Annotated in this window: 26 protein-coding genes and 1 pseudogene; 21 read left to right on the forward strand and 6 right to left on the reverse strand. The window is 62.5% G+C overall.

Going from position 1 to position 21,635, the window contains the following annotated elements; translation table 11 throughout:
- Nucleotides 1-121 precede the first annotated feature (121 nt).
- From M729_RS0120865 to M729_RS0120890, 6 genes are all read left to right on the forward strand, one after another.
- A complete protein-coding gene (locus tag M729_RS0120865; RefSeq protein ID WP_013532492.1) occupies nucleotides 122-727 on the forward strand; it encodes a hypothetical protein in 606 nt (201 codons plus the stop codon).
- Between the two features lie 62 nt (nucleotides 728-789).
- Nucleotides 790-1,644 (forward strand): 23S rRNA (adenine(2030)-N(6))-methyltransferase RlmJ, encoded by an 855-nt coding sequence (locus M729_RS0120870; RefSeq protein WP_027162717.1) that lies wholly within the window; start codon nucleotides 790-792, stop codon nucleotides 1,642-1,644.
- A gap of 194 nt (nucleotides 1,645-1,838) precedes the next feature.
- A complete protein-coding gene (locus M729_RS0120875; protein ID WP_013532490.1) occupies nucleotides 1,839-2,291 on the forward strand; it encodes a hypothetical protein in 453 nt (150 codons plus the stop codon).
- A gap of 134 nt (nucleotides 2,292-2,425) precedes the next feature.
- Nucleotides 2,426-3,007, forward strand: coding sequence for a TetR/AcrR family transcriptional regulator (locus M729_RS0120880; RefSeq protein WP_027162718.1), 582 nt, complete (start codon nucleotides 2,426-2,428; stop codon nucleotides 3,005-3,007).
- Entirely contained in the window at nucleotides 3,004-3,840 is an 837-nt protein-coding gene (locus M729_RS0120885; protein WP_027162719.1) for a DMT family transporter, read from the forward strand. The genes M729_RS0120880 and M729_RS0120885 overlap by 4 nt, the downstream gene beginning before the upstream one ends.
- A 101-nt stretch (nucleotides 3,841-3,941) precedes the next feature.
- Nucleotides 3,942-4,556, forward strand: coding sequence for a LysE family translocator (locus M729_RS0120890; RefSeq protein ID WP_013532487.1), 615 nt, complete (start codon nucleotides 3,942-3,944; stop codon nucleotides 4,554-4,556).
- Between the two features lie 21 nt (nucleotides 4,557-4,577).
- Here M729_RS0120890 and M729_RS0120895 read toward each other — a convergent pair whose 3' ends face one another.
- Nucleotides 4,578-4,889, reverse strand: a complete 312-nt coding sequence (locus tag M729_RS0120895) for a transcriptional regulator (RefSeq protein WP_013532486.1) — start codon at nucleotides 4,887-4,889, stop codon at nucleotides 4,578-4,580.
- Nucleotides 4,890-5,463: 574 nt separating this feature from the next.
- On the opposite strand from M729_RS0120895, the gene M729_RS0120905 reads away from it, so the two are divergent.
- Both M729_RS0120905 and M729_RS0120910 read left to right on the forward strand, forming a co-directional pair.
- A complete protein-coding gene (locus M729_RS0120905; protein ID WP_024504297.1) occupies nucleotides 5,464-5,928 on the forward strand; it encodes a hypothetical protein in 465 nt (154 codons plus the stop codon).
- Nucleotides 5,929-6,340: 412 nt separating this feature from the next.
- Nucleotides 6,341-6,937: a glutathione S-transferase family protein gene (locus M729_RS0120910; RefSeq protein WP_013532484.1), complete on the forward strand. Its 597-nt coding sequence runs from the start codon at nucleotides 6,341-6,343 to the stop codon at nucleotides 6,935-6,937.
- A 94-nt stretch (nucleotides 6,938-7,031) separates the two neighbouring features.
- On the opposite strand, the gene M729_RS0120915 is transcribed toward M729_RS0120910, so the two are convergent.
- Nucleotides 7,032-7,694 (reverse strand): outer membrane protein, encoded by a 663-nt coding sequence (locus M729_RS0120915; RefSeq protein ID WP_013532483.1) that lies wholly within the window; start codon nucleotides 7,692-7,694, stop codon nucleotides 7,032-7,034.
- A 413-nt stretch (nucleotides 7,695-8,107) separates the two neighbouring features.
- On the opposite strand from M729_RS0120915, the gene M729_RS0120920 reads away from it, so the two are divergent.
- The 6 genes from M729_RS0120920 (at nucleotide 8,108) to M729_RS0120945 (ending at nucleotide 13,301) form a co-directional block, all read left to right on the forward strand.
- Nucleotides 8,108-8,872: an SDR family oxidoreductase gene (locus M729_RS0120920; protein ID WP_027162720.1), complete on the forward strand. Its 765-nt coding sequence runs from the start codon at nucleotides 8,108-8,110 to the stop codon at nucleotides 8,870-8,872.
- A complete protein-coding gene (uvrC, locus tag M729_RS0120925; protein ID WP_027162721.1) occupies nucleotides 8,869-10,932 on the forward strand; it encodes an excinuclease ABC subunit UvrC in 2,064 nt (687 codons plus the stop codon). Before M729_RS0120920 ends, uvrC begins: the two co-directional genes overlap by 4 nt.
- 97 nt (nucleotides 10,933-11,029) lie before the next feature.
- On the forward strand, nucleotides 11,030-11,626 hold the full coding sequence (gene pgsA / locus M729_RS0120930; RefSeq protein ID WP_013532480.1) for a CDP-diacylglycerol--glycerol-3-phosphate 3-phosphatidyltransferase: 597 nt from the start codon (nucleotides 11,030-11,032) through the stop codon (nucleotides 11,624-11,626).
- A gap of 1 nt (nucleotide 11,627) precedes the next feature.
- Nucleotides 11,628-11,885 carry a molybdopterin converting factor subunit 1 gene (gene moaD / locus M729_RS0120935; RefSeq protein WP_027162722.1) on the forward strand — a complete coding sequence of 86 codons (258 nt, stop codon included), beginning with the start codon at nucleotides 11,628-11,630 and terminating at the stop codon, nucleotides 11,883-11,885.
- A gap of 1 nt (nucleotide 11,886) precedes the next feature.
- Nucleotides 11,887-12,363, forward strand: a complete 477-nt coding sequence (locus M729_RS0120940; protein WP_027162723.1) for a molybdenum cofactor biosynthesis protein MoaE — start codon at nucleotides 11,887-11,889, stop codon at nucleotides 12,361-12,363.
- Nucleotides 12,364-12,536: 173 nt separating this feature from the next.
- Complete coding sequence (locus M729_RS0120945) at nucleotides 12,537-13,301, forward strand: YbaY family lipoprotein (protein ID WP_013532477.1); 765 nt, start codon at nucleotides 12,537-12,539, stop codon at nucleotides 13,299-13,301.
- 68 nt (nucleotides 13,302-13,369) lie between these two features.
- Here the strand turns inward: M729_RS0120945 and ndk are convergent, their stop codons facing one another.
- Nucleotides 13,370-13,792, reverse strand: a complete 423-nt coding sequence (gene ndk / locus M729_RS0120950; RefSeq protein ID WP_013532476.1) for a nucleoside-diphosphate kinase — start codon at nucleotides 13,790-13,792, stop codon at nucleotides 13,370-13,372.
- A 159-nt stretch (nucleotides 13,793-13,951) separates the two neighbouring features.
- Between ndk and M729_RS0120955 the strand changes: the two genes are divergently transcribed.
- Nucleotides 13,952-14,209 carry a DUF2934 domain-containing protein gene (locus M729_RS0120955; protein WP_013532475.1) on the forward strand — a complete coding sequence of 86 codons (258 nt, stop codon included), beginning with the start codon at nucleotides 13,952-13,954 and terminating at the stop codon, nucleotides 14,207-14,209.
- Nucleotides 14,210-14,226: 17 nt separating this feature from the next.
- Here the strand turns inward: M729_RS0120955 and M729_RS0120960 are convergent, their stop codons facing one another.
- Complete coding sequence (locus M729_RS0120960; RefSeq protein WP_013532474.1) at nucleotides 14,227-14,919, reverse strand: glutathione S-transferase family protein; 693 nt, start codon at nucleotides 14,917-14,919, stop codon at nucleotides 14,227-14,229.
- A gap of 59 nt (nucleotides 14,920-14,978) precedes the next feature.
- On the opposite strand from M729_RS0120960, the gene M729_RS0120965 reads away from it, so the two are divergent.
- Complete coding sequence (locus M729_RS0120965) at nucleotides 14,979-15,491, forward strand: DinB family protein (RefSeq protein ID WP_027162724.1); 513 nt, start codon at nucleotides 14,979-14,981, stop codon at nucleotides 15,489-15,491.
- Between the two features lie 96 nt (nucleotides 15,492-15,587).
- On the opposite strand, the gene M729_RS0120970 is transcribed toward M729_RS0120965, so the two are convergent.
- Entirely contained in the window at nucleotides 15,588-16,547 is a 960-nt protein-coding gene (locus M729_RS0120970; RefSeq protein ID WP_024504291.1) for a LysR substrate-binding domain-containing protein, read from the reverse strand.
- A gap of 110 nt (nucleotides 16,548-16,657) precedes the next feature.
- On the opposite strand from M729_RS0120970, the gene M729_RS1000000138890 reads away from it, so the two are divergent.
- The 5 genes from M729_RS1000000138890 to M729_RS0120995 all read left to right on the forward strand — a co-directional run bounded on the left by M729_RS1000000138890 (nucleotide 16,658) and on the right by M729_RS0120995 (nucleotide 21,315).
- Nucleotides 16,658-17,491, forward strand: a complete 834-nt coding sequence (locus tag M729_RS1000000138890; RefSeq protein ID WP_024504290.1) for a hypothetical protein — start codon at nucleotides 16,658-16,660, stop codon at nucleotides 17,489-17,491.
- 45 nt (nucleotides 17,492-17,536) lie between these two features.
- On the forward strand, nucleotides 17,537-18,505 hold the full coding sequence (locus tag M729_RS0120980) for a DMT family transporter (protein ID WP_027162725.1): 969 nt from the start codon (nucleotides 17,537-17,539) through the stop codon (nucleotides 18,503-18,505).
- Complete coding sequence (locus M729_RS0120985; RefSeq protein ID WP_027162726.1) at nucleotides 18,498-18,701, forward strand: hypothetical protein; 204 nt, start codon at nucleotides 18,498-18,500, stop codon at nucleotides 18,699-18,701. Before M729_RS0120980 ends, M729_RS0120985 begins: the two co-directional genes overlap by 8 nt.
- Nucleotides 18,702-18,863: 162 nt before the next feature.
- Nucleotides 18,864-19,313, forward strand: coding sequence for a MucR family transcriptional regulator (locus M729_RS0120990; RefSeq protein WP_013532467.1), 450 nt, complete (start codon nucleotides 18,864-18,866; stop codon nucleotides 19,311-19,313).
- 124 nt (nucleotides 19,314-19,437) lie between these two features.
- Entirely contained in the window at nucleotides 19,438-21,315 is a 1,878-nt protein-coding gene (locus tag M729_RS0120995; protein ID WP_027162727.1) for an ABC-F family ATP-binding cassette domain-containing protein, read from the forward strand.
- 58 nt (nucleotides 21,316-21,373) lie between these two features.
- Here M729_RS0120995 and M729_RS1000000138895 read toward each other — a convergent pair.
- A pseudogene (locus tag M729_RS1000000138895) lies at nucleotides 21,374-21,635 on the reverse strand (transposase); the annotation flags it as partial.

Below are 21,635 nucleotides of genomic sequence, written 5' to 3' on the forward strand. Positions count from 1 at the left end.
GCCAAGCTGGTTGCGCTCGCACCCCGCACGGTCCACCTCCAGGGTGGCTGCCGCAACTGGCCATCGCCTTTTGGCCGTCGGGGCGCTATTGGCAAGGTCACGATACGCCATGGTGATGTGAATGCGCTTTCTGTTTGTCCTGATCCTGCTTGTCGGCGCCGGCGTCGGTGTCATCTATCCCTGGGCGATGAGCAATTTCTCCGGGCACGAGATCGGCACCTGGCGGGTCTATGAGCAAGGCCGTTTCAAGCCGCTGACGGTGCCGCTCTCCGGCCGCGATGCGCCGGTGCGGGTGCTGGTCGACCTGACCGCAAGAGCCGAGCGCATCGTCTCGCAGCAGCGCACCGTGCTGACGCTGACCGCCGCCAGCAATGGCCGCACGGTGCTCGCCTCGACGCTGCAGTTCAACCATTCCGACAATCCTCGCCAGGCCAGCCCGCAACTGCCCGACAAGATCTTTCGCGACGAGGCCGGCGTCATCGCGACCGTCAGCCCGGGTCCCTACGTCTTCACCGTCGGACCGGGTGATGCCGACGACATACCGATGCGGGCTGTCGATCTCATCCTGCGCTCCGGCGCAGGCGAGATCGACAGCCGTGCACGGCCGGTCGGCTTCGCGCTGATGGCGATCGGCCTGATCGGATTTTTGCTGACCTTGCGCACTCGAGGCGGTCGGCCGGAAAATCCGAACTCTCAGCCGCCACCGCCGCGCTGGGGCAGGGGCTGATGCATGTCGCCCAAAAGTGTGCAGCGGTTTTGGGACAACGACATGCATAACGGCACAAAACGATGAACTACCGCCACGCCTACCATGCCGGGAATTTCGCCGACGTCGTCAAGCATGTCGTGCTGACGCGCTTGCTCGAGTATCTGAAGCAGAAGGACAAGGCGTTTCGGGTCGTCGACACCCATGCCGGCATTGGCCGCTACGATCTGTCGTCGGCCGAAGCGCAGAAGACGGGTGAGTGGCAAGGCGGCATCGGCAGGCTGATCGATGCCCCGTTTGCCGCGCCGGTGGCAGCACTGCTCGCGCCTTATCTGGAGACAATACGGTCGCTCAACCCTGAGGGTGGCATCCAGAAATACCCGGGCTCGCCGTTGATTGCGCGCCATCTCATGCGCAAGCAGGACAGGCTGACCGCGATCGAGCTGCACCCCAAGGATGCCGCGAGGCTGAGGATGTTCTTTGCCGGCGATTTCCAGGCCCGGATCATCGAACTCGATGGCTGGCTGGCGCTCGGCGCCCATCTGCCGCCGAAGGAGAAGCGCGGCCTTGTTCTCATCGATCCGCCATTCGAGGAAGCGGGTGAGTTCGATCGCCTCGTCGACGGGCTCATAAGGGCGCACAAGCGCTGGCCAGGCGGCATCTACGCGCTCTGGTATCCGATCAAGGACCGCAAGGCGATCATCGCTTTCCGCAAGGCGCTGAAGCAATCGGGCATCCCGAAGCTGCTCGACATCGAATTCGAGATCAGGCCGGCCTCTTCGGAACCCAGCCTCGACGGCAGCGGTCTGCTGGTGGTCAATCCGCCGTTCACGCTGGAGGGCGAGTTGCGGACGCTGCTGCCGGCCCTGCACAGGCTGCTTGCGGTGGGGCGGCCGGCGCACTGGTCGTTGGAATGGCTGGCCGGCGAGCAGGCTTGAGGCGGGCTCATTGACGACCCGGGACCCGCGCTCTTTTGGATCCGGGCATGAACGTGCCAGAGCCATTCCGGTGCCGTGTAAATTCGGCTTTGGTCAAAAAGCAGTTTCAAACTGGGAAACCATTGTCAACGCAACCGCTTGACCGCCGCCGAGCGAATCCGCACAGTGCGCACAATCGACCTTGAGAGGCTGCCATGACTCGCTTCGCCAAATCCGCTCTTGCCGCCCTGATTTCGCTCTGCACCCCGCTTGCCGCGCCTCTCGGTATCACCCAGACCGTGCAGGCCGCCGATCTTACGGTCTATTCCGATGAAGACAGCGGGGTCTGCGGTCAGCCTTGGGTACTGAACAAGATCACCAGCCGCTTTTCCTATCAGGTGCATCACGTGCCGCATCTGCCGGATGTGCAGATCACCGATTTCCGGCGCATTCACCAGCATCGCTATCTGGCGGCCGACGATACCTGGCCGATCGGTCGCCGTTATTGCGGGGCCACCGTCAGCCTGTCCGACGGCCGCGATCGCACCATCTGGTACCTGATCGAGGAAGGCCAGGGCTTTGCCTCGATCGGCGACAATGTCGAATTCTGCGTCTCGGGCTTCGACCGCTGGATGGTCTACAACGGCCGCTGCCGCATTCTGCGCTAAACCCGGTTTCCCCTTCCAATCTCTTTCGCGCCTGTGGCTTGATCGGCTGCAGGCGTTTTTCGTGCTGCGTTGACAGCTGGCGCGATCCGTCGCATAGATATGAGACAGACCTGTCTCATCACTCGGTATGCGCCATGACACCATCGCCCGTTTCCGATAAGCGCCAGCACGTCGTTGAAACGGCCTACGTGCTGTTCAAGCGCGCCGGTTTCCATGCGACGGGTATCGACCGGATCATCGCCGAAGCCGATGTGGCCAAGATGACGATGTATCGCCACTTCCCCAGCAAGGACGAATTGATCGTCGAGGTGCTCGACTATCGCGCTATGCGTTTCGACCGCCAGCTCGACCGGCTCGCCCAGGAGGGCATTCCGCCGGAACAGAAAATCGGAAGGATCTTTGACTGGCATGCACGCTGGTTCCGCAGCGCCGATTTCCATGGCTGTCTGTTCGCACATGCATTGGCCGAGTTCGGCGATCCCGGGCATCCGGTTTTCAAGGCCGTTGTCAGGCAGAAGAACGGCCTCAAGCGGCGCATGCGGTCTATCCTCGAAGAGATGATGCCGCGCGGCCGCGCCGAAAGCGTGGCGGCGACACTGCTTATGCTGATCGAAGGTGCGACCTTGCTGGCGCAGATGGGGCCGGCCGACGCCGCCATTCGCGACGCCCGCAAGGCGGCCATGGGCATCGTCGCTGCTTCGCGTGAGTCCCAATGAGCCCGCTGGTCGTCGGGCTCGCATTGTTTGCGGCGATCCTGCACGCAACCTGGAACGCGTTCCTGCGCACGGGGGCCGACAGGTTGTGGACCGTCACCGTCATGAGCTTTTCCAGTACGGCGCTCGCCATCCCCTTAGCCTTCTTCCACGCCGTTCCGGCCGCGCCGGCCTGGTCTTACATTGTGCTCTCGGCCTGCCTGCAGGTTGGCTACAGTTTGTTTCTGGTGGCCGCCTACAGATATGGCGAGCTGGGACAGGTCTATCCGATCGTTCGCGGCAGCGTGCCGCTGCTCGTCACGCTCGGCGGGTTCTTCCTGGCCAACCAGCAGCTCACTCTGCCGCAGACCATCGGTGTCGCGCTGGTCGCGGGCGGCATCATGGGCCTTTCTCTCGGAAGGGGCAGGGCCGCCACGACATCGATACTCTATGCGCTGGCAACGGGAGCGATCATCGCCGCCTACGCGACGGTCGATGCGCTCGGCGTTCGGGCGGCAGGAAACGCCGGCGCCTATACCGCATGGGTGCTGCTGATCTACGGCGCGTTGCTGCCGGCGGCCTTCGTCGCCTGCCGTGGCCGGCTCACAGTCGACCTGGGTGCGCCGGAAACCTGGAAGGCGCTGGGCGGCGGCCTGTTTGCACTTCTGGCCTACGGTGTCGTGGTCGCGGCCTTCGCGCTCGGACCGGCCGGTCCGATCACCGCGATCCGCGAAACCAGCGTCGTCTTCGCGGCCTTCATCGGACGTCTGTTCCTCGGCGAGGTGCTGACGCCGCGGCGGGTCGGCGCCTGCGCCATCGTCGCGCTCGGCGCCATCTGCCTCGGCTATCAGCCGTGACGGAAATGCGCATCGCGCAGTTTCTCGATTTTCCTGATGGCGCCGACAGGTAAACCGGCTAGTCTGGACTCCCGAGAGCGGCATTACCCTCGGGAGTTTTCATGGATCTCGCGACCTCGCTTGCCTTTGCGGCCGCCTTCTTCGTGTTCGCTGCCAGCCCGGGTCCGGACAACATGACGATCGTCGCGCGCACAATCTCCAATGGCGCCGCGTCGGGCATCGCCTACGGTGCCGGCACCGTGGTCGGCATCCTCATCTTCCTGATCCTCGCCGCCTTCGGCCTGTCGATCGTCGCCGCCAAGATGGCGATCGTCATGACGGTGCTTCGCTATGGTGGAGCGGCCTATCTGGTCTGGACGGGCATCAGGCTGTGGATGGCGGCGCCCGTCATTCCCGAACTGCAGCCCATCTCAGGACGGCGAGGGCTGTTGATGATTTTTGCCACCGGCATCGCGCTCAATCTTGGCAATCCGAAAATGCCGTTGTTCTACATTGCGCTGTTGCCTAGCGTCGTCGGCGCATCGCTCGACGCAGGTCATCTCGGTGTGCTGATGATGGTGATCGTGGCCGTCGAGGTCGTGGTGATCGGCGGTCATGTCGTCCTCGCCGGTCGCGCCCGCAGCCTGTTGCGCACACCAAGGATCGTACGCCGGGTGAACCGCGCGGCGGGCGGTGTGATGATCGGCGCCGGCGTTGCCGTTGTTGCCGCGCGCTGAGCGGATTGCCCAGTCATCACGCTATTTCCTGCGCGCCGCCGCCTCGGCCTGATCGAGGATCTTGCGCAGGAATGCGGCATGGCCGCGGAACGCGCGCCGTCCGCTCGTCGTCGCCCTGACGCGCGTCTGCGGCCGGCGGCCGACGAACAGCTTTTCGATGTCGACATAACCAGCCCTGGCCAGCGTATCGAGATGCGCACCGAGATTGCCGTCGGTGACGTCCACGATGGCTTTCAGCCCGGTGAAATCCAGCGTTTGCCGCCTTTCCAGCATGCTCAGCGCCGCCATGATCCTGAGCCGAGTACTCTGGTGGATGATTTCGTCGGCACTCATCGATTGGCTCCGGCGAAGCCAAGCCGGAGGCCGCCGACAACCATGCTGCCGCCGTGGCGGACCGTCTTGGCAATCTCGAACGGCGACAGCGCCGCTTGCTCCTGTGCGACCGACATTGAAATGCTCCATCATGCTGTACAGAATACTCTGCCATGTAGAGTTATCTGTCAATTCACGAGCAGGCCGGTCTGCGATCGTGCTTGACAAGACGATGCACCGATCGGCTGTCGCATTGCAGTATAGATCGTCCGCCTGCACGAGATGATCGCACCGATGAGGCAGCGGTCATGATATCGGCGGCCGACGATCGACACGCAAAGCTGCTCGCTGATCTTCGGAGCTTCACGAGAGGAGCGCTTCCGCGGAGTGTGGAGAATGTCGGCGACACATTCTAGCCAATGGTCGAAGATCAGAAGTGAATTTCTGCGACGATCAGCACGATCATGTGCCGATCGTAACCGAAATTTAAGCTGCGAAAATCAGTCTATTGCTTCGCTGGCTAGCAAGCCGCGAGTCAGATATGCATGAGCGCGCCGGGTCATTACGGCCGTCGGCACAAAGGAAGGGGCATCGCATGGCTAAGCAGTCATCCAAAGCGCCGGCGTCCAAGGCACCGGCAAAGAAAGCACCCGCAAAAGCAGCGACGGCAAAGGTCGCAGCTGCAGTGAAGAAAGCAGCACCCGCTGCCAAGCCGAAGGCCGCGGCGGCCAAGGCAAAAGCAGCACCGGCCAAGAAGCCGGCAGCGAAAGCTGCGGCGAAACCGGCAGTGAAGAAGGCGGCACCCGCCAAGGCAGCGGCAAAGCCGGCTGCCAAGGCGGCACCGGCCAAGAAGCCTGCAGCGAAAGCCGCGGCGAAACCCGCAGCGAAGAAGGCAGCACCTGCCAAGAAACCGGCTGCCAAGGCTGCACCAGCCAAGAAGCCGGCTGCCAAGGCTGCTCCGGCAAAGAAGGCTGCGGCAGCGAAATCTTCAGCGCCGGTGAAGAAAGCGGCACCTGCGGCCAAGCCGAAGGCAGCGCCCGCGAAGGCCGGCAAGAAGTAGTCGCGCTTCCCTCGCCGGGGGCGGTGCCTAAACAGTCAAGGGCGGGTGCCTCACAGGGCGCCCCGCTCGTTGTTTAGGCAGTCGGAAGGCGAGAACAGAGGCGGACGGAGGATATCTTTTCGCAGCTCCCAGGACTTCGCCATAGGGCGGAGTCCGGTGGGGCTTTTTTCGTGTCATTCATGCGGGTGATGAACATCGGCGCGAGGCTCTTCGGTCTTGCCAGTCGGCTGGCGGCTTCGCGCGATCCCGGCAACCCGGCGGCCATGGTGACGAAGCACCGTCTTCATGGAGCGCTCGCTAAACGGCCCTGTCCGATGCGTCGCTCGCTGGCGGTTGGGTTTTCCGCTTCTGGCCATTGCCCGATCGCGCCCGATCGGTCAACACTGCCGGCCTGCAAAACAGGAAACGGATCATGCCCAGACTGCTCTATGCGTCGTCTTCTCCCTACAGTTCCAAGGTACGAATGGCGGCAGCCTATGCCGGCATCGCTGTCGATCTGGTGCCGATCAAGACCGAGGAGAAGCCGGCCGACTTGATGATCGCCAACCCGCTCGGCAAGATTCCGGTTCTGGTGCTCGACGACGGTCGCTCCATCCATGACAGTCGCGCCATCACCCAGCATCTCAACCGTTTGTCGAAGAGCGCGCTTTTTCCACGCAATCCCGACAAGCGGCTCGAGGCGGAAGTGCTGGAGGCATTGGCCGACGGCATTTGCGACTGTGCGCTGTCGATGGTCTATGAACGGCGCACGCGGCCTGAGGAGATGGTCTATCAGCCCTGGCTCGATCGCCAGTGGGCGAAGATCACGGCGGCACTCGACCTGCTCAACGCAAACCCGCCGAAGCTGCCGAAAAAGATCACCGCCGGCCAGATGGCGCTGCGCGCCTGCCTTGGCTATCTCGCGCTGCGCTTTGCCGGGAAATGGGAGAAGGGTCGCGCCCGGCTGACGCGGTGGGCGGCACGCTTCGACGAGAAGTTTCCAGAACTGAAGCCCTGCATTCCCGGTTGACCGCCCATTACCCGAATAGATTTACCCGGAAATCACGCGGCATAAAAAAAGCCGGGCGCGAGGCCCGGCTTTTTCGTGTCGTGGCTTGAACGACTTAGAACTTCATACCGACGCCGAAGGTGACGCGGTTGTCGGTGGCCTTGACCTTGCCGATGCCATCGAAGCTCTTGCTGCCGAAGTCGGTGTAACGATACTCGACACGACCGAAGACATTGTCGGTCAGCTTGATGTCGGTGCCGAGACCGGCGGTCCAGCCGAGCAACGTGGCGCGGTCCGAACCGTATACGTCGTCTTCGACCTTCAGGCTTCTTCCGGCGAGACCGCCGGTGCCATAGAGCAGGATTTCCGGGGTCACGGCATAGCCGAGACGGGCTCGCAACGAACCCTCGAAGCCGGCCTTGGAATTGACGCCAGAATCGTCGCCCTTGACGCCGTTGTAGCCGAGTTCGGCTTCAGCGCCGTAGACGAAGTTCTCTTGCTGCCACTGATAGCCGCCGAAGACGCTGCCGACGAAGCCCTTGGTGCCGACGTCAACATTGTCAACACCCAGATCCTTTTCCTTGGTATGGCCGCTGAAGCCATAGCCGACGTTGAGACCGGCGTAGGGGCCGGCCCACGAAGCGACGGGAAGTTCAGCGATCGGCGCAGGTGCCGGCGGCTCTTCCGAAACCACGTCAGCAGCATAGGCAGTTCCGCTGAGGGCGAAGAGCCCGAGCGCAACGGCCAGCGGCCGTGCGAATTTGAGATTGGCTTGCATTGTTCTTTACTCCTTAAGCCACAGGACACAGGCTTGTTTCTCACGATCGCCATCGACCCGTCCGGGGGGTGAAACGGATCTGGCGTTCGTCGGTTCCAAATGTCGTGTCAAAATGCGGCTGAAGCGAACCTGAACTTGGGTCATTCCCCGGCGCAAATGAGGCAGAACCTTGACGTTGCATCTTCGCAACAGCGAAATGGCAGGAACCATCCGGTGCTGCGCTGCACACCGCTTGGTGCAAGGACTCCAGCACCCTATATTGCGGTCGGGCACGCCTGAGTCCAGGGCGGGCCAAGATGCCCAAACGGCCGTTTCGCCACAATGCTGCCCAAGGTGCGAACACCATTTAACGCATGCCGGGCCATATTTCGCCGGCACTGCTTTTTCGGGCCGAAATTGAGGATTGACACCATATGAGCAAAGCCACTGTCACGGCGCTGGTGACGGGCGGGGCCAGGCGGATCGGCAGGGCGATCGTCGAGGATCTCGCCGCGCACGGTTTTGCCGTCGCCATCCATTGCAACCGCTCGCGCAGCGAGGCCGATGCGTTGGCTGCCGAAATCATCGCCGGAGGTGGCCGCGCCGCGGTGGTCGCCGCCGACCTGACCGACATGGACGCCATCGATGACCTTATCGGCGAGGCGCAAGCAGTGCTCGGGCCGCTCTCGCTGCTGGTCAACAACGCGTCGCTGTTCGAGGACGATTCGGTTCTGGATTTCGACTGGCGGGCCTGGGACCGGCACTTTGCCGTCCATGTGAAAGCGCCCGCGCTCCTGGCGCAGAATTTCGCCCGGGCACTACCGGCAGGGCAGGAGGGCCTGATCGTCAACATGATAGACCAGCGCGTCTGGCGGCCGACGCCGCGCTACTTCTCCTATGCACTGTCCAAATCGACGCTGTGGACAGCCACCCAGATGATGGCGCAAGCGCTCGGTCCCCGCGTCCGCGTCAATGCCATCGGCCCTGGGCCGACACTGAAGAACGCGCGTCAGGAGGACAGCGATTTTGCAGCCCAAGTCGATGGCCTGATCCTCAAGCGCGGCCCGGAATTGCCGGAATTCGGCGCCACAATCCGCTATCTCTGGGAAGCGCGCTCGGTCACCGGCCAGATGATCGCGCTCGATGGCGGCCAGCATCTTGCGTGGCAGACGCCCGATGTGACAGGCATGACGGAATGAGTCCTATAGACCACAAAAGCAAGCCGCGCGGCGGCACCGACGATCTGCCTCCCGATATCGACCTCGAGGACGAGGCGGTCGAGGAGATGGTTGAAACCGTCGGTCCCGATGTCGCCTTCACCGCCATCGACTGGACGCCGCATGCCGGCGACGCGGAAGGCATGATCGGTGCCGAGGTGATCCAGACGCTGGTCAAGCGGCTGCCCAACGCGCCCGGCGTCTACCGCATGATGAACGCTGCCGGCGATGTGCTCTATGTCGGCAAGGCACGCAGCCTGAAGAAGCGCGTCACCAACTACGCGCAAGGCCGTTTCCACACCACCCGCATCGGCCGCATGGTGCGCGAGACGTCGACGATGGAGTTCGTCGTCACCCGCACCGAGATCGAAGCGCTGCTGCTCGAAGCCAATCTTATCAAGCGCTTGCGGCCGCGATTCAACGTCCTGATGCGCGACGACAAGTCGTTTCCCTATATCCTCTTGACCGGCGACCATGTCTCGCCCGGCATCTACAAGCATCGCGGCGCGCGCTCGCGCAAAGGCGATTATTTCGGTCCCTTTGCTTCGGCCGGTGCCGTTGGCCGCACCATCAACTCGCTGCAGCGCGCCTTTCTGCTGCGCAGTTGCACCAACTCGTTCTACGAGAACCGCACGCGGCCATGCCTGCTTTATCAGATCAAGCGCTGCGCCGGCCCCTGCACCGGCGAGGTCTCGCACCAGGACTATGCCGAGCTGGTCAATGAGGCGAAGGACTTCTTGTCCGGCCGCAGCCAGAAGGTGAAGACGGAAATCTCGGCCGCCATGCAGCAGGCGTCGGAAGCTCTCGATTTCGAGCGCGCCGCGATCTATCGCGACCGGTTGGCGGCCCTGTCGCATGTGCAGAGCCACCAGGGCATCAATCCGGCGACCGTCGACGAAGCCGATGTCTTCGCCATCCATCAGGAAGGCGGCCAGGTCTGCATCCAGGTGTTCTTCTTCCGCACCGGCCAGAACTGGGGCAACCGCGCCTATTTCCCCAAGGCCGATCCGGCGTTGGAAGCAGCCGAGGTGCTGGGCTCGTTCCTGGCGCAGTTCTATGACGACAAGCCGACGCCGCGGAACATTCTTCTGTCGCATGGCGTCGAGGATCAGGAACTGCTGGCCGAGGCGCTCTCCACCCGCGCCGGCCGCAAGGTCGCGATCTCCGTGCCGCAGCGCGGCGAGAAGAAGGACCTGACCGACAACGCTTTGCAGAATGCCCGCGAAGCGCTCGGACGCCGGCTGGCTGAAACCTCCACCCAGGGACGCCTGCTTGCCGGTTTCGCCGAGACATTCGGCCTGGCCAAGCCACCGGTGCGCATCGAGGTCTACGACAATTCGCACATCATGGGCACCAACGCGGTCGGCGCCATGGTCGTCGCCGGACCGGAAGGGTTCGTGAAGAACCAGTACCGGAAATTCAACATCCGCTCGACCGAGATCACGCCGGGCGACGATTTCGGTATGATGCGCGAGGTGATGGAGCGACGTTTTTCGCGGTTGCTCAAGGAGCATGGCGATGTCCCGGCTGGGGATACAGTTGATGGTTCGGCAGACGATATGGAGGACGATATCTCCGGCAGCTTCCCGGCCTGGCCCGATGTCATCCTGATCGACGGTGGCCAGGGCCAGATGACCGCGGTGCGCAAGATCCTTTCGGATCTCGGCATCGAGGACCGCGTGGTTGCCATCGGCATCGCCAAGGGCCAGGACCGCGACGCTGGCCGCGAGCGCTTCTTCGTCAAAGGCAGGGATTCATTTTCGCTGCCTGTCCGCGATCCCGTGCTCTATTTCATCCAGCGGTTGCGCGACGAGGTTCACCGTTTCGCGATCGGTTCCCACCGGGCCCGCCGCAAGAAAGAGATGGTCAAGAGCCCGCTCGACGAGATCAGCGGCATCGGTCCCGGCCGCAAGCGGGCATTGCTGCTGGCATTCGGCACCGCCAAGGCGGTCAGCCGTGCTGCTGTCGAGGATTTGAGGAAAGTCGACGGCATTTCCGAACAGGTGGCGAAACTGGTCTACAATCACTTCCACGAGAGTTGAAAAATCTGGCACTTTCATCTGGCCAGTCGATTCTAGCCTGTTGACCCCCCACATTCGCTTCTGATTTGAGTAGGCAGGCAGAAAGAGTTTCCCAGACATGGCCAAGCGCGCGTTCAACCTGCCCAACATGCTCACCTACGCCCGCATCGTCGCGGTGCCGATGGTGGTGCTGTGCTTTTTTCTCGAAGGACATCTGAAATCGAGCGACTTTGCCCGCTGGTCGGCGCTGATCATCTTCCTGCTCGCCTCGATCACCGATTATCTGGATGGCTATCTGGCGCGCGCCTGGCAGCAGACCTCCAATATCGGCAAGATGCTCGACCCGATCGCCGACAAGCTGCTGGTCGCCACCTGCCTGCTGCTGCTGGCCGCCGATACCGATCGCCATGCGGGCATTGCCGGCTGGTCGTTGTGGGCCGCGATCATCATCCTGTGCCGGGAAATCCTCGTCTCGGGCCTGCGCGAATATCTGGCGGCGCTCAAGGTCTCGGTGCCGGTGACGCAGCTGGCAAAATGGAAGACCGCCATCCAGATGGTCGCCATAGCGTTCCTCTTGGCCGGACCGGCCGGCGACAAGATCTTTCCGCTGACCACCCAGACCGGGCTGGTGCTGCTGTGGATCGCGGCGTTGGTGACACTCTATACGGGCTACGACTATTTCCGTGCCGGCCTCAAGCACATCATGGACGAGTGAGATGACGACCCGGCTCATCTATTTTGCCTGGGTGCGCGAACGCATCGGCATGCCCGAGGAGGATGTCGACCTGCCTGCCGGCATCGAGACGGTCGCCGATCTCCTGCGCTGGCTGAAATCGCGCGGCGACGGCTACGAGCATGCGCTGCAATATCCCGACGTCATCCGCGTCGCCATCAACCAGGAGCATGTCGAGCACCGCGAGAAGATCGCGGGCGCCCGCGAAATCGCGCTGTTCCCGCCGATGACCGGCGGCTGACATGAGCGGCGCGGTCTTACCTGTCGTGCGCATTCAGCGCCAAGATTTTGACGTCGCGGCCGAGATCGCCAGACTGACGCTAGGCCGCGCCGATATCGGCGCCGTGGTGAGCTTCTCAGGCCTTTGCCGCGACGAGCAGGGCGCGCTCTCAGCGCTCGAGCTCGAACACTATCCCGGTATGGCCGAAGCAGAAATCGCCCGCATCGCTGCTGAAGCGGTCGAGCGTTGGCCGTTGCAGGGGCTCACCGCCATCCACCGCCACGGGAAGATCGCGCCCGGCGAGAACATCGTGCTGGTGGTGGCAGCCTCCGCGCACCGCCATGCGGCGTTCGAGGCGGCGAATTTTCTCATGGACTATCTCAAATCGCGCGCGCCCTTCTGGAAGAAGGAGCATCGGGCTGACGGTTCGGAGGGTGGCTGGGTCGAGACCAAGGAAGCCGATGCAACGGCCGCGCAACGCTGGAAAGCGTCCGAATAAGATCGCCGCAGCCATGCATTGACCGCAATCCTTTGGCCAATTGGCGGAATTGGTCAGCCTGGGCATTGGCAACCCGGGGCATTGGCAGCCCGGGGCATTGGCAGCCCGGGGCATTGGCAGCCCGGGGCATTGGCAGCCCGGGGCATTGGCAGCCCGGGGTGAGGGAGATGGTCATGCTGGACAGGATCGCGGAGTTCTTCATCTTCGGTTTCGTGCCTCTGGTCGTCGGCATATTGGCCGTTCCTGAGCAGTCTGTTGCCGCCGAAAAGGCAGTGAGAGGCGAAGTGATCTATCGCGAGCGCATTGCCTTGCCGCCCAGTGCCGTGCTCTCCGTGCAACTTGCCGATGTGTCGCTGGCCGATGCGCCGGCCACCATTATCGGCGAGCAGAAAGTGAAGCCGACCGGCCAGGTGCCGATCAGCTTCGAGATCAAATTCGACCCTTCCGTCATCCGGTCGCAGATGACTTACGCGTTGCAAGCCCGCATCACCGTCGACGACAAGCTCCTGTTCATCTCCGATATGCGCCATCAGGTCGATCCCCTGACCGACGTGCCGCAGACCATCATGCTGAAGATGGTCGCCCCGAACGCCGAGCCGACGGTTTCGGTCTTCGACCAGCTCTGGCTGGTCGACTATGTCGACGGCATCGGCGTCATCGCTGCCCCGCAAGCGACATTCAGGGTCAGCGAGGCCGGCAAGGCGGGCGGCAGCGGCCCCTGCAACACCTATTTCGCCACCGCCAAGGTCAATGGGCAAACGATCGTGATCGGAGACATCGGTTCGACCTACAAGGCCTGTGCGCCAGAGGTGATGGCCGAGGAAAAGGCGCTGTTCGATGCGCTGGCCAAGGCGGCGTCATACCGTGTCGAGGCCGGCAAGCTCATCATATCAGGCAAGGATGGCCGCGAGATCCTGCGCTTTAGCGCGGCGAGCTGACCCCCAACGAAAAAGGCCGGCGAAACGCCGGCCTTCTTTTTACGGAATCCAAGGTCTGGATCGTCGGCTCAGCCGACGATCTCGGTGTCCGAGAACCAGTACTTGATCTCTTCTGCCGCGGTCTCCGGTGCGTCGGAGCCGTGCACGGAGTTTTCGCCGATCGACAGCGCATGAACCTTGCGGATGGTGCCTTCGGCGGCGTTGGCCGGGTTCGTGGCGCCCATCACTTCGCGGTTCCTGGCAATGGCGTTCTCGCCTTCCAGCACCTGGACGACGGTCGGTGCCGACGACATGAATTCAACCAATTCGCCGAAGAAAGGACGGTCCTTGTGGACGGCATAGAAGCCTTCCGCTTCGCGGCGGCTCATCCAGACCCGGCGCGAGGCGATGACGCGCAGGCCTGCCTCTTCCAGCATCCTGGTGATGGCGCCGGTGAGATTGCGCCGGGTTGCGTCCGGCTTGATCATGGAAAATGTGCGTTCGAGCGCCATGGGTGGTCCTTGTCTGAGAATGGAATTGAGAGTGGCGGGCTCTATACAAGCCGCCCGGCCCATTGCCAAGGGGCCCCGATCAGACGGCTGCACAGCAACGCTTTGCTTGCTATAGTCGCGTGCCGGCGCCGCGCTGAGGTCGGGCCGTATGGAGACAACATGACCATGACAGACGATCGTCAGGAACGCATTCGCAACCGTGCGCACCAGATCTGGCTGCAAGAGGGCCAGCCGGCTGGGCATCATGAGCGCCATTGGCATCAGGCGGCGGCGGATGTCGACCAGGAGGACGCCACGGACAAGTCGGCAGCCAAAAAGCCAACCAAGAAGGCAGCTGGCGCCGCCAAGCCAAAAGCCGCCCCCAAGGAGGCAAAGGCTGCCACGAAGGCCGGCAAGCCAAAGAAGGCGGCCAAGTAAGTTACTGCTTTACGGCGTCAAGCCGCGGCGGCGACCTTTCGCCCCAGCCCGCCATGCAGGTCGAGGCAGCGGGCGAACCACTGCGCCACCACGTCGCCGTCGTCGAGCAGTTGGTAGGGCGAGGCTATGCGCGCCCATTGCAAGGCGCCGAAGACGATATAGTCGCCAAACAGCGGCGCCGCGCCGCCGATGAACGGCTGATAGAAGAGCATCGAGCGCAATGGCTCCAGCGAGGCTCTGAAAGTGCCGAGCCCGGCCTCCCTGGCGGCCGTCACCTCCTCCAGCCTCTTGCCAAGACGCTGCTCCCGGCTCTGGCGGAAATAGACGGCGTTTTCCGCGTCCTGCATGGCATGAAGGTCCATGATGGCCGCGGTGGTCACGTAGGGATGAATGGTCACTTGCGACCAGCGTTCGATGAAGCGCGCCATCGCCTCGCCGCCTTCACCGCCAAACAGCGTCGGCCGGTCCGGATAGGCTTCATCGAGATAGAGCGCGATGGCGAAGGAATCCGCGAGGACTGTCTCGCCGTCGCGGATCACCGGAACGGTTTTCGAAACGCCGCCCTCGACAGCGGGCACCTCGAGAAAGCGCGTCGGTACGGTTGATATGTCGAGCCCCTTGTGGGCAAGCGCCATCGCCACCTTCCAGCAATGCGGGCTGAACGGACGTGTGCTGTCGCGTCCGACGAGATCATAAAGCAGAATGGTCATTGGCGGCGGCTCCCGTGCGGGTTAGGTAGGCCCCGCATCGACGCGAGCCGAGGGAAGCCATGAGACAGCATTTCATGATGTTTGCGGCCTATAATCAATGGGCCAACGGTCGCATCTATGATGCCGCCGCCGAACTCGATGATGAGGAATTCAACCGCGATGTCGGCGCCTTCTTCGGCTCGATGATGGGCACGCTCAACCACCTTTTGACTGCCGACCGCATCTGGATGAAGCGCTTCACCGGGGAGGGCGACGCGCCGACGACACTGGACGCTATCCTGCATCGGGGGTTGACCGGCCTGCGGGCGGCGCGTGAAGCCGAGGACAGGCGGATCATCGATTGGGTCGGCGGCCTCAATGACAAGGCGTTGACGGGCCGGTTCACCTACATGACCGTCTCGGACATGCGCACCGTCTCGCAAAGGCTGGCGCCGGCGCTGGACCATGTCTTCAACCACCAGACCCACCATCGCGGCCAGGCGCATACGATCCTGACCAGCCTGGGACGGCCAAGCCTGGGGTTGGACCTGATGCTTTTCCAGCGGACCGAGGAGGGCAGGGCTTTCGCCTGATCGGTGGCGTTGGCGTAGCCAGTCCGAAGGTTGTGCCGACCATCGCTGCATTTTGTGCTGCAGCATCGTCTTTGCATCAGTAGGCACCGGATGGATTCAGGCAGCCGTCGAAGCCTCGCCCCTGATTTCGTTGTCCAACTGGGACTGGGTCAGGGCCGCTTCCGCCATTACCCACTGCTTGAACAACTGGACCTTGCGTGCGGCAAGGCCTTTCAGCGGAGAGACAAAATACCAGCCAGCCGTGTTCGGATGATGGACGGCGAAGGGAGCCACCAGCCTTTCGGCGCGAATGTCGCTGGCCATATAGGCACGGTTGGCCACCGCAAAGCCCATCCCGGAATTGGCTGCCTCGTAGGACATCATGCACGAGTCGAAATAGATGCTCTTGGTCTCGCTGAGCACGAAGCTGGCGCCGGCGAAACCAAGCCAGGACTGCCAATTCTGGGTGCAGGTGTCGGAATGCAGCAGGGTGAAGTGCTTGAGGTCGTCCGGTGTCACCTTCGACAGCCGCTTGTCGCCGAGGACTTCGTGGAACAGCTTGCGGCTGCACACCGGTGTCAGGTCTTCGCGAAATAGCAGATCGGATTGCAGCCCGTGAAAGTGACCGTCGCCATAACGGATTTCGAGATCGAATTCCGAGGCCGTGAGCTCATGCGTCGCGTAGGAGGTTGAGACCCGCATCACGATATCGGGATATTGCTGCTGGAACAGCGGCAGGCGCGGAAACAGCCAGCGTGCCGCAAAGGTCGGCAGCACCGATATTTTTAGCACATGCTCCTGCGATTGTCCGGTCGCTTCCATGCTGGCGGCGACGATTCGCTCCAGCGCCTCGCGAACGCGCGAGACATAGGTCTCGCCCTCCGGCGTCAACGACACCGCATTGCCGCCGCGCTGGAAAATCTTGAAACGAAGCTGATCCTCCAGGCTTTTCACGCGCTGGCTGACCGCTGAAGCGGTAATAAACTGTTCTTCACCGGCGCGCGTGAAATTACCGTGCCTTGCAGCACTTTCCACGATTTTCAGCGAATTGAGGTTGACCTGACTGAGCAGACGCACGGTTTCGACCTTAAGCTTGGCTTACACTAGCACCAGCATTCCTAATTTTACAGGGGTGGGTGAATTAATCGACTGTTTACCAAGTGTTGCCCCCATCCTGGAGAAGTACAATGAACGCCCATACCATTCCCGAACTGCGTTATGCGATGAGCCGCGAAGCCATTATCGGCCATGAAACCGCCTGGAAAGTGTCGAGTTTCGGTGTCGCGCAATATCTGCACGGCTATGACCCGGCACTGCTTGCCGCGATCGAGGAGGCTGCCCTGAAGCTCAAGGCCAGCCATGCCGTGCACAAGCACCTCGATCTGACCTTCATCACCGGGGCCGACCGTTTCATCCCCGAGATCAGGGAATTGCTGCATGACAAGCTGCGCCTGGAGCGGCTGTCCGACATGATGGGCACCAAGCTGGAGCCCTATCCGCTGTCGATCGTCGGCTCGACGGTCACCTTCATGAATCCCAGGGACGGCGCCGTGGAGTGGCATTGCGATGGCGTTCCGGTCACCGAGCTCATTCCGCTGTCGATCAGCAATCCGCTGGTCGGCGGCCACCTCGAAATCTATTGCGACGACTCCGAAACCGGCCGCGCCATTCTCGAATCCGGCCGCGAGATCCCGCGCAACAGTGTCATGCGCATCGATCACAAGATGAACTACGCGACGCTCGGCCAGTTCCTGGGCGTCCTGCATCGCACCGCGCCGATCCGGTTCGGCGAGCGCGTCACGCTGGTGCTCAACCAGCGCTCGGTGGCCAAACCCTATGTCGACGACAACAGAATGTTCTATCTCGCCGCCGACAATGACCACGACCGTGAGTGGGTCAGCGAACTGGCCGAAGATGTCTGGACCAACCAGCTCCCGGCCTACCGTCGGTTCGAGGCGGAGCATCCCGTGCCCGCCGCCGTCGATGCTCCGGTTCCGGGCGGAGCCAGGGAATCATGGTAGTGAACCATGATCCCGAAAAGTCGGAACCGGTTTTCGGACAGGATCATGGTCGAACAGCAAAATAGAATCCTATGCCGATTGTTTCGGCAGGGATCCGGCTCGATATCCGCGTTGGTCTTCGCTGCCGGTGCGGTGGCGTTGTGGTCCACCAATGCCCTGGTCGGCAAATCCCTGCTGGCCGGCCACCCGGTGTCGCAGGTCCAGTTCCTGCAATTTGCAGGCGCTGCACTCGTCTTCGCCGCCATCCGATTGATGAGCCGGGCCATCCGATTGATGAGCCGGGCCATCCGATTGATGAGCCGGGAAAGAGTAGCACCGGTCACGGCCGGGGCGGCGTTCATCTCTCTCGCGGTCGGCTTCATCGGTCTGGTCGGCACCATGGTGCTGCAATACATCGCCTTCGCTTCGATGCCGGTGATCGAGGCCAATCTGGTCGCCTACACCTGGCCGTTGATGGTCGCGGCGGCAGTCATTGCCTTGGAAAATCCGCGGCGTCCGGCACTGTTGGGTCTCGCCGCGGTGGTAGGCTTCATCGGCGTCGCACTGGTGATTTCGGGAGGGCGCAACCAATCCTGGTTCGACGGCGATCTGGTCGGATATCTCGCCGCATTCGGGTCGGCGCTGTGCATGGCCTTCTATTCGATCATGGTGGGACGGGTCGCCACCCCAGCCGATCGCCTGTTGCTGCCCTCATCGTTGATCGGCGTCGCTTTGACGTTTCTGTGGTGCGCTCGCGACGGTTTCACCTGGCCCATCGGCGCGGACCTGGCTCTCGGCCTTTATCTCGGCGCCGGTCCGATGGGCTTGGGCTACTATTTCTGGTCGCGCGCCTTGAAGCTTGAAGGCAGCGGCAGGGTCGCGGTGGTCGCCTATCTCACGCCGATCGCCTCGACCCTGCTTTTGACCTTGTCCGGCGAACGGCTGACGGTGACGGCCATTGTCGGAGCCATCCTCGTCATCGGCAGTTGTGTCGCGGTCGGTGTGGAACGTTCGGAGGCCGAAAACCATGTTTGACGAGAATGAGCGTCTGGCCATTCAGGAAGCGCATTGGCTGATCGACGAATTCGGCGTCGAGGCACCGCTTTACGCCGCGATGAGGGCCGAAAAGGCGATAGAACAAAAGGATTTCGCGCGCTGCGCCCGCTGGAAGCGTATTCTGGAGATATTGGACGAAAGTCCTGCCGCTAAGTCTGCTGGTTCCAAGTATTAGATTTTCTAATTTGCACGGCGTCGATTTCGCATGAATGCTATTTTGGCCGATTCTTCATTCTTTTATGAGACTTGGCGGTCCGTTGGGGGACGCGGTTAAAGAGATACATCGACACAAGTCTTCGCTGGGGTGGAGGATTTTGTCGCAAATAAGGTGAAAGAATTGTCAAATATCGATGATAAGACCGTTATCGAGCTGACGGCCGATATTGTCTCGGCCTATGTAGGCAACAATCCCCTTCCGGCTTCCGGCCTGCCTGAGTTGATTGCCAGCGTCAGTGCTTCGGTTCGCAAGCTCGCTGGTGCAGTTGTCGCGGAAACACCAAACCTGGTTCCGGCAGTCAATCCGAAGAAGTCGGTATTTCCCGACTACATCATCTGCCTTGAGGACGGAAAGAAGTTCAAGTCGCTCAAGCGGCACCTGCGGACCGACTACGGCCTGAGCCCGGACGACTATCGGGCCAAATGGGGCTTGCCGCCGGACTATCCGATGGTTGCGCCAAACTACTCGGCGACGCGATCGGCGCTGGCAAAGTCGACGGGACTGGGCCGCAAGCCGGCAGCAGCGCCGGCCGCTGTCGCCAAGGCAACGAAGCGCAAGGCGACTGCCTGAGAGCAGGCAAGCCACCGTTCGGCTGCTTTGACGGCGCCCTCGCGGGCGTCGTTTCGAGGCCTTGTGCGGCCAACTGGCCCGCAAGGCCTTGCGAAGCGTTGATGTCCGGTGCAAAAGCGCGGCCATGCTGATCATCAACGACCTATCGCTCCGCATGGCCGGACGCCTGCTTCTCGACCATGCCTCGCTGACCTTGCCGGCCGGCACCAAAGCCGGCCTTGTCGGCCGCAACGGTACCGGCAAGACGACGCTGTTCAAGGCCATTACCGGCGATTTCCCGTCCGAGACAGGCTCGATCAGCCTGCCGAAGAGCACCCGCATCGGCCAGGTGGCGCAGGAAGCGCCAGGCACCGAGGATGCGCTGATCGAGATCGTGCTCAAGGCCGATCTCGAACGCACGGCGTTGCTCGAAGAGGAAAAGACGGCGACCGATCCGCACCGCATCGCCGACATCCATATGCGGCTTGCCGACATCGACGCGCACTCAGCCGAATCCCGCGCCGCCACCATTCTCGCCGGCCTCGGCTTCGATGACGCTGCGCAACGGCGTCCGGCCTCCTCCTTTTCCGGCGGCTGGCGCATGCGCGTGGCGCTCGCCGCGGTGCTGTTTGCCGAGCCCGATCTGCTGCTGCTCGACGAACCGACCAACTATCTCGATCTTGAAGGCACGCTGTGGTTGGAAAACTACGTGTCGAAATATCCGCACACCGTGCTTTTGATCTCGCACGACCGCGACCTGCTCAACCGCGCCGTCAACTCGATCGTTCACCTCGACCAGAAGAAGCTGACCTTCTGGCGCGGCGGCTACGACCAGTTCGAGCGTCAATACACCGAACAGAAGGAATTGCAGGAGAAGGGCCGCGTCAAGCAGGAAGCCGCGCGCAAGCACATGGAATCCTTCGTCGAACGGTTCCGCGCCAAGGCCTCCAAGGCGAGACAGGCACAGTCGCGCATCAAGGCACTGGAAAAGATGAAGCCGATCGCGGCCCTCGTGAACGACTCGGTGCGGCCGTTCTCCTTCCCCGAGCCGGTGAAGACGGTGGCCTCGCCGATCGTGGCGCTGAACAACGTCAATGTCGGCTACACCGAGGGGCAGCCGATCCTTAAGAAGATGACGCTGCGCATCGACGCCGACGACCGCATCGCGCTGCTCGGCGCCAACGGCAACGGCAAGTCGACCTTCGCCAAACTGCTGTCCGGCCGGTTGAAGCAGGAGAGCGGCACCATGACGGTGGCGCCCGGGCTGAAGGTGGCGATCTTCGCCCAGCATCAGCTCGACGATCTGCGGCCGGACGAAAACGCCTACGAGCATGTCCGCCGGTTGATGCCGGAGGCGCCGGAATCGAAGGTACGCGGCCGCGTCGCCCAGTTCGGCCTCACCACCGAGAAGATGAACACCGCCGCCAAGGATCTTTCGGGCGGCGAGAAGGCGCGGCTGCTGATGGGCCTGTCGGCCTTCGAGGGGCCGAACCTGTTCATCCTCGACGAACCGACCAACCATCTCGACATCGACAGCCGCGAATCGCTGATCCATGCGTTGAACGAATTCCCTGGCGCCGTCATCCTGATCTCGCATGATCGCCATCTGCTCGAGGCAACCGCCGACCGGCTGTGGCTGGTCAAGGACGGCGCGGTCAACCCCTATGACGGCGATCTGGAAGACTACAAGACGCTGGTCACCGGCGTGTCCGGCGACCGCCGCGGCAAGCGCGAGGCCGACAAGGCATCAAAGGCCGACCGCCGTCGCGATGCGGCGGCACGCCGCGCCGCCTTCGAGCCGCTGGCCAAGGAAATCCGCGCCACCGAAGCGCTGATGGACCGCATCCGCAAGCGCATCGACGGCATCGAGGACGAACTGTCCAATCCGGCGGTGTACGAAAAGGATCCCTCGACAGCGACCCGGCTGGCCAAGGAGCGCTCGCAACTGGCCCAGACGCTGGCCGGCCACGAGGAAAAGTGGCTGTCCATGTCGGCAGAGTATGAGGAGGGCACGGCGGAATAAGGAGACTGTTCCTTCCTTCTCCCCTGCGGGCTAGCGTGCGCACACATTTGCTTCGGGTTCATTTTTGTGAGGCGAGAACGAAGCCGTCGACGATGGCGTTGAAGCGTCTGAGGCCTTGGGTGAAGGTGATGGGTCCTGGCGGGCGTTCCTTTTCGTAGCCGTTCCAGCCTCCGAGCCTGGCGATACACCAGGCGGCCCAGGCGAGCGTGTGCGTGGGGTGGGGGTTCTTCTGCTTTTGGGTCTTGCCTTCGAGTTTGGCGATGAGCACGTTCAGGACGGTGATCTCGGTGGGATCGAAGAGACGTGCGGCCTGGAAGCCC

The sequence above is a fragment of the Mesorhizobium sp. WSM1293 genome, from assembly GCF_000513875.1.
GTDB lineage: Bacteria > Pseudomonadota > Alphaproteobacteria > Rhizobiales > Rhizobiaceae > Mesorhizobium > Mesorhizobium ciceri.

What these genes read in the sequence shown, in the direction of transcription:
- M729_RS0120865 (WP_013532492.1), top strand. Translation starts at nt 122, where the DNA reads ATGCGCTTTCTGTTTGTCCTGATCCTGCTTGTCGGCGCCGGCGTCGGT.
- M729_RS0120870 (WP_027162717.1), top strand. Translation starts at nt 790, where the DNA reads ATGAACTACCGCCACGCCTACCATGCCGGGAATTTCGCCGACGTCGTC.
- M729_RS0120875 (WP_013532490.1), top strand. Translation starts at nt 1,839, where the DNA reads ATGACTCGCTTCGCCAAATCCGCTCTTGCCGCCCTGATTTCGCTCTGC.
- M729_RS0120880 (WP_027162718.1), top strand. Translation starts at nt 2,426, where the DNA reads ATGACACCATCGCCCGTTTCCGATAAGCGCCAGCACGTCGTTGAAACG.
- M729_RS0120885 (WP_027162719.1), top strand. Translation starts at nt 3,004, where the DNA reads ATGAGCCCGCTGGTCGTCGGGCTCGCATTGTTTGCGGCGATCCTGCAC.
- M729_RS0120890 (WP_013532487.1), top strand. Translation starts at nt 3,942, where the DNA reads ATGGATCTCGCGACCTCGCTTGCCTTTGCGGCCGCCTTCTTCGTGTTC.
- M729_RS0120895 (WP_013532486.1), bottom strand. Translation starts at nt 4,889, where the DNA reads ATGAGTGCCGACGAAATCATCCACCAGAGTACTCGGCTCAGGATCATG.
- M729_RS0120905 (WP_024504297.1), top strand. Translation starts at nt 5,464, where the DNA reads ATGGCTAAGCAGTCATCCAAAGCGCCGGCGTCCAAGGCACCGGCAAAG.
- M729_RS0120910 (WP_013532484.1), top strand. Translation starts at nt 6,341, where the DNA reads ATGCCCAGACTGCTCTATGCGTCGTCTTCTCCCTACAGTTCCAAGGTA.
- M729_RS0120915 (WP_013532483.1), bottom strand. Translation starts at nt 7,694, where the DNA reads ATGCAAGCCAATCTCAAATTCGCACGGCCGCTGGCCGTTGCGCTCGGG.
- M729_RS0120920 (WP_027162720.1), top strand. Translation starts at nt 8,108, where the DNA reads ATGAGCAAAGCCACTGTCACGGCGCTGGTGACGGGCGGGGCCAGGCGG.
- uvrC (WP_027162721.1), top strand. Translation starts at nt 8,869, where the DNA reads ATGAGTCCTATAGACCACAAAAGCAAGCCGCGCGGCGGCACCGACGAT.
- pgsA (WP_013532480.1), top strand. Translation starts at nt 11,030, where the DNA reads ATGGCCAAGCGCGCGTTCAACCTGCCCAACATGCTCACCTACGCCCGC.
- moaD (WP_027162722.1), top strand. Translation starts at nt 11,628, where the DNA reads ATGACGACCCGGCTCATCTATTTTGCCTGGGTGCGCGAACGCATCGGC.
- M729_RS0120940 (WP_027162723.1), top strand. Translation starts at nt 11,887, where the DNA reads ATGAGCGGCGCGGTCTTACCTGTCGTGCGCATTCAGCGCCAAGATTTT.
- M729_RS0120945 (WP_013532477.1), top strand. Translation starts at nt 12,537, where the DNA reads ATGCTGGACAGGATCGCGGAGTTCTTCATCTTCGGTTTCGTGCCTCTG.
- ndk (WP_013532476.1), bottom strand. Translation starts at nt 13,792, where the DNA reads ATGGCGCTCGAACGCACATTTTCCATGATCAAGCCGGACGCAACCCGG.
- M729_RS0120955 (WP_013532475.1), top strand. Translation starts at nt 13,952, where the DNA reads ATGACCATGACAGACGATCGTCAGGAACGCATTCGCAACCGTGCGCAC.
- M729_RS0120960 (WP_013532474.1), bottom strand. Translation starts at nt 14,919, where the DNA reads ATGACCATTCTGCTTTATGATCTCGTCGGACGCGACAGCACACGTCCG.
- M729_RS0120965 (WP_027162724.1), top strand. Translation starts at nt 14,979, where the DNA reads ATGAGACAGCATTTCATGATGTTTGCGGCCTATAATCAATGGGCCAAC.
- M729_RS1000000138890 (WP_024504290.1), top strand. Translation starts at nt 16,658, where the DNA reads ATGAACGCCCATACCATTCCCGAACTGCGTTATGCGATGAGCCGCGAA.
- M729_RS0120980 (WP_027162725.1), top strand. Translation starts at nt 17,537, where the DNA reads ATGGTCGAACAGCAAAATAGAATCCTATGCCGATTGTTTCGGCAGGGA.
- M729_RS0120985 (WP_027162726.1), top strand. Translation starts at nt 18,498, where the DNA reads ATGTTTGACGAGAATGAGCGTCTGGCCATTCAGGAAGCGCATTGGCTG.
- M729_RS0120995 (WP_027162727.1), top strand. Translation starts at nt 19,438, where the DNA reads ATGCTGATCATCAACGACCTATCGCTCCGCATGGCCGGACGCCTGCTT.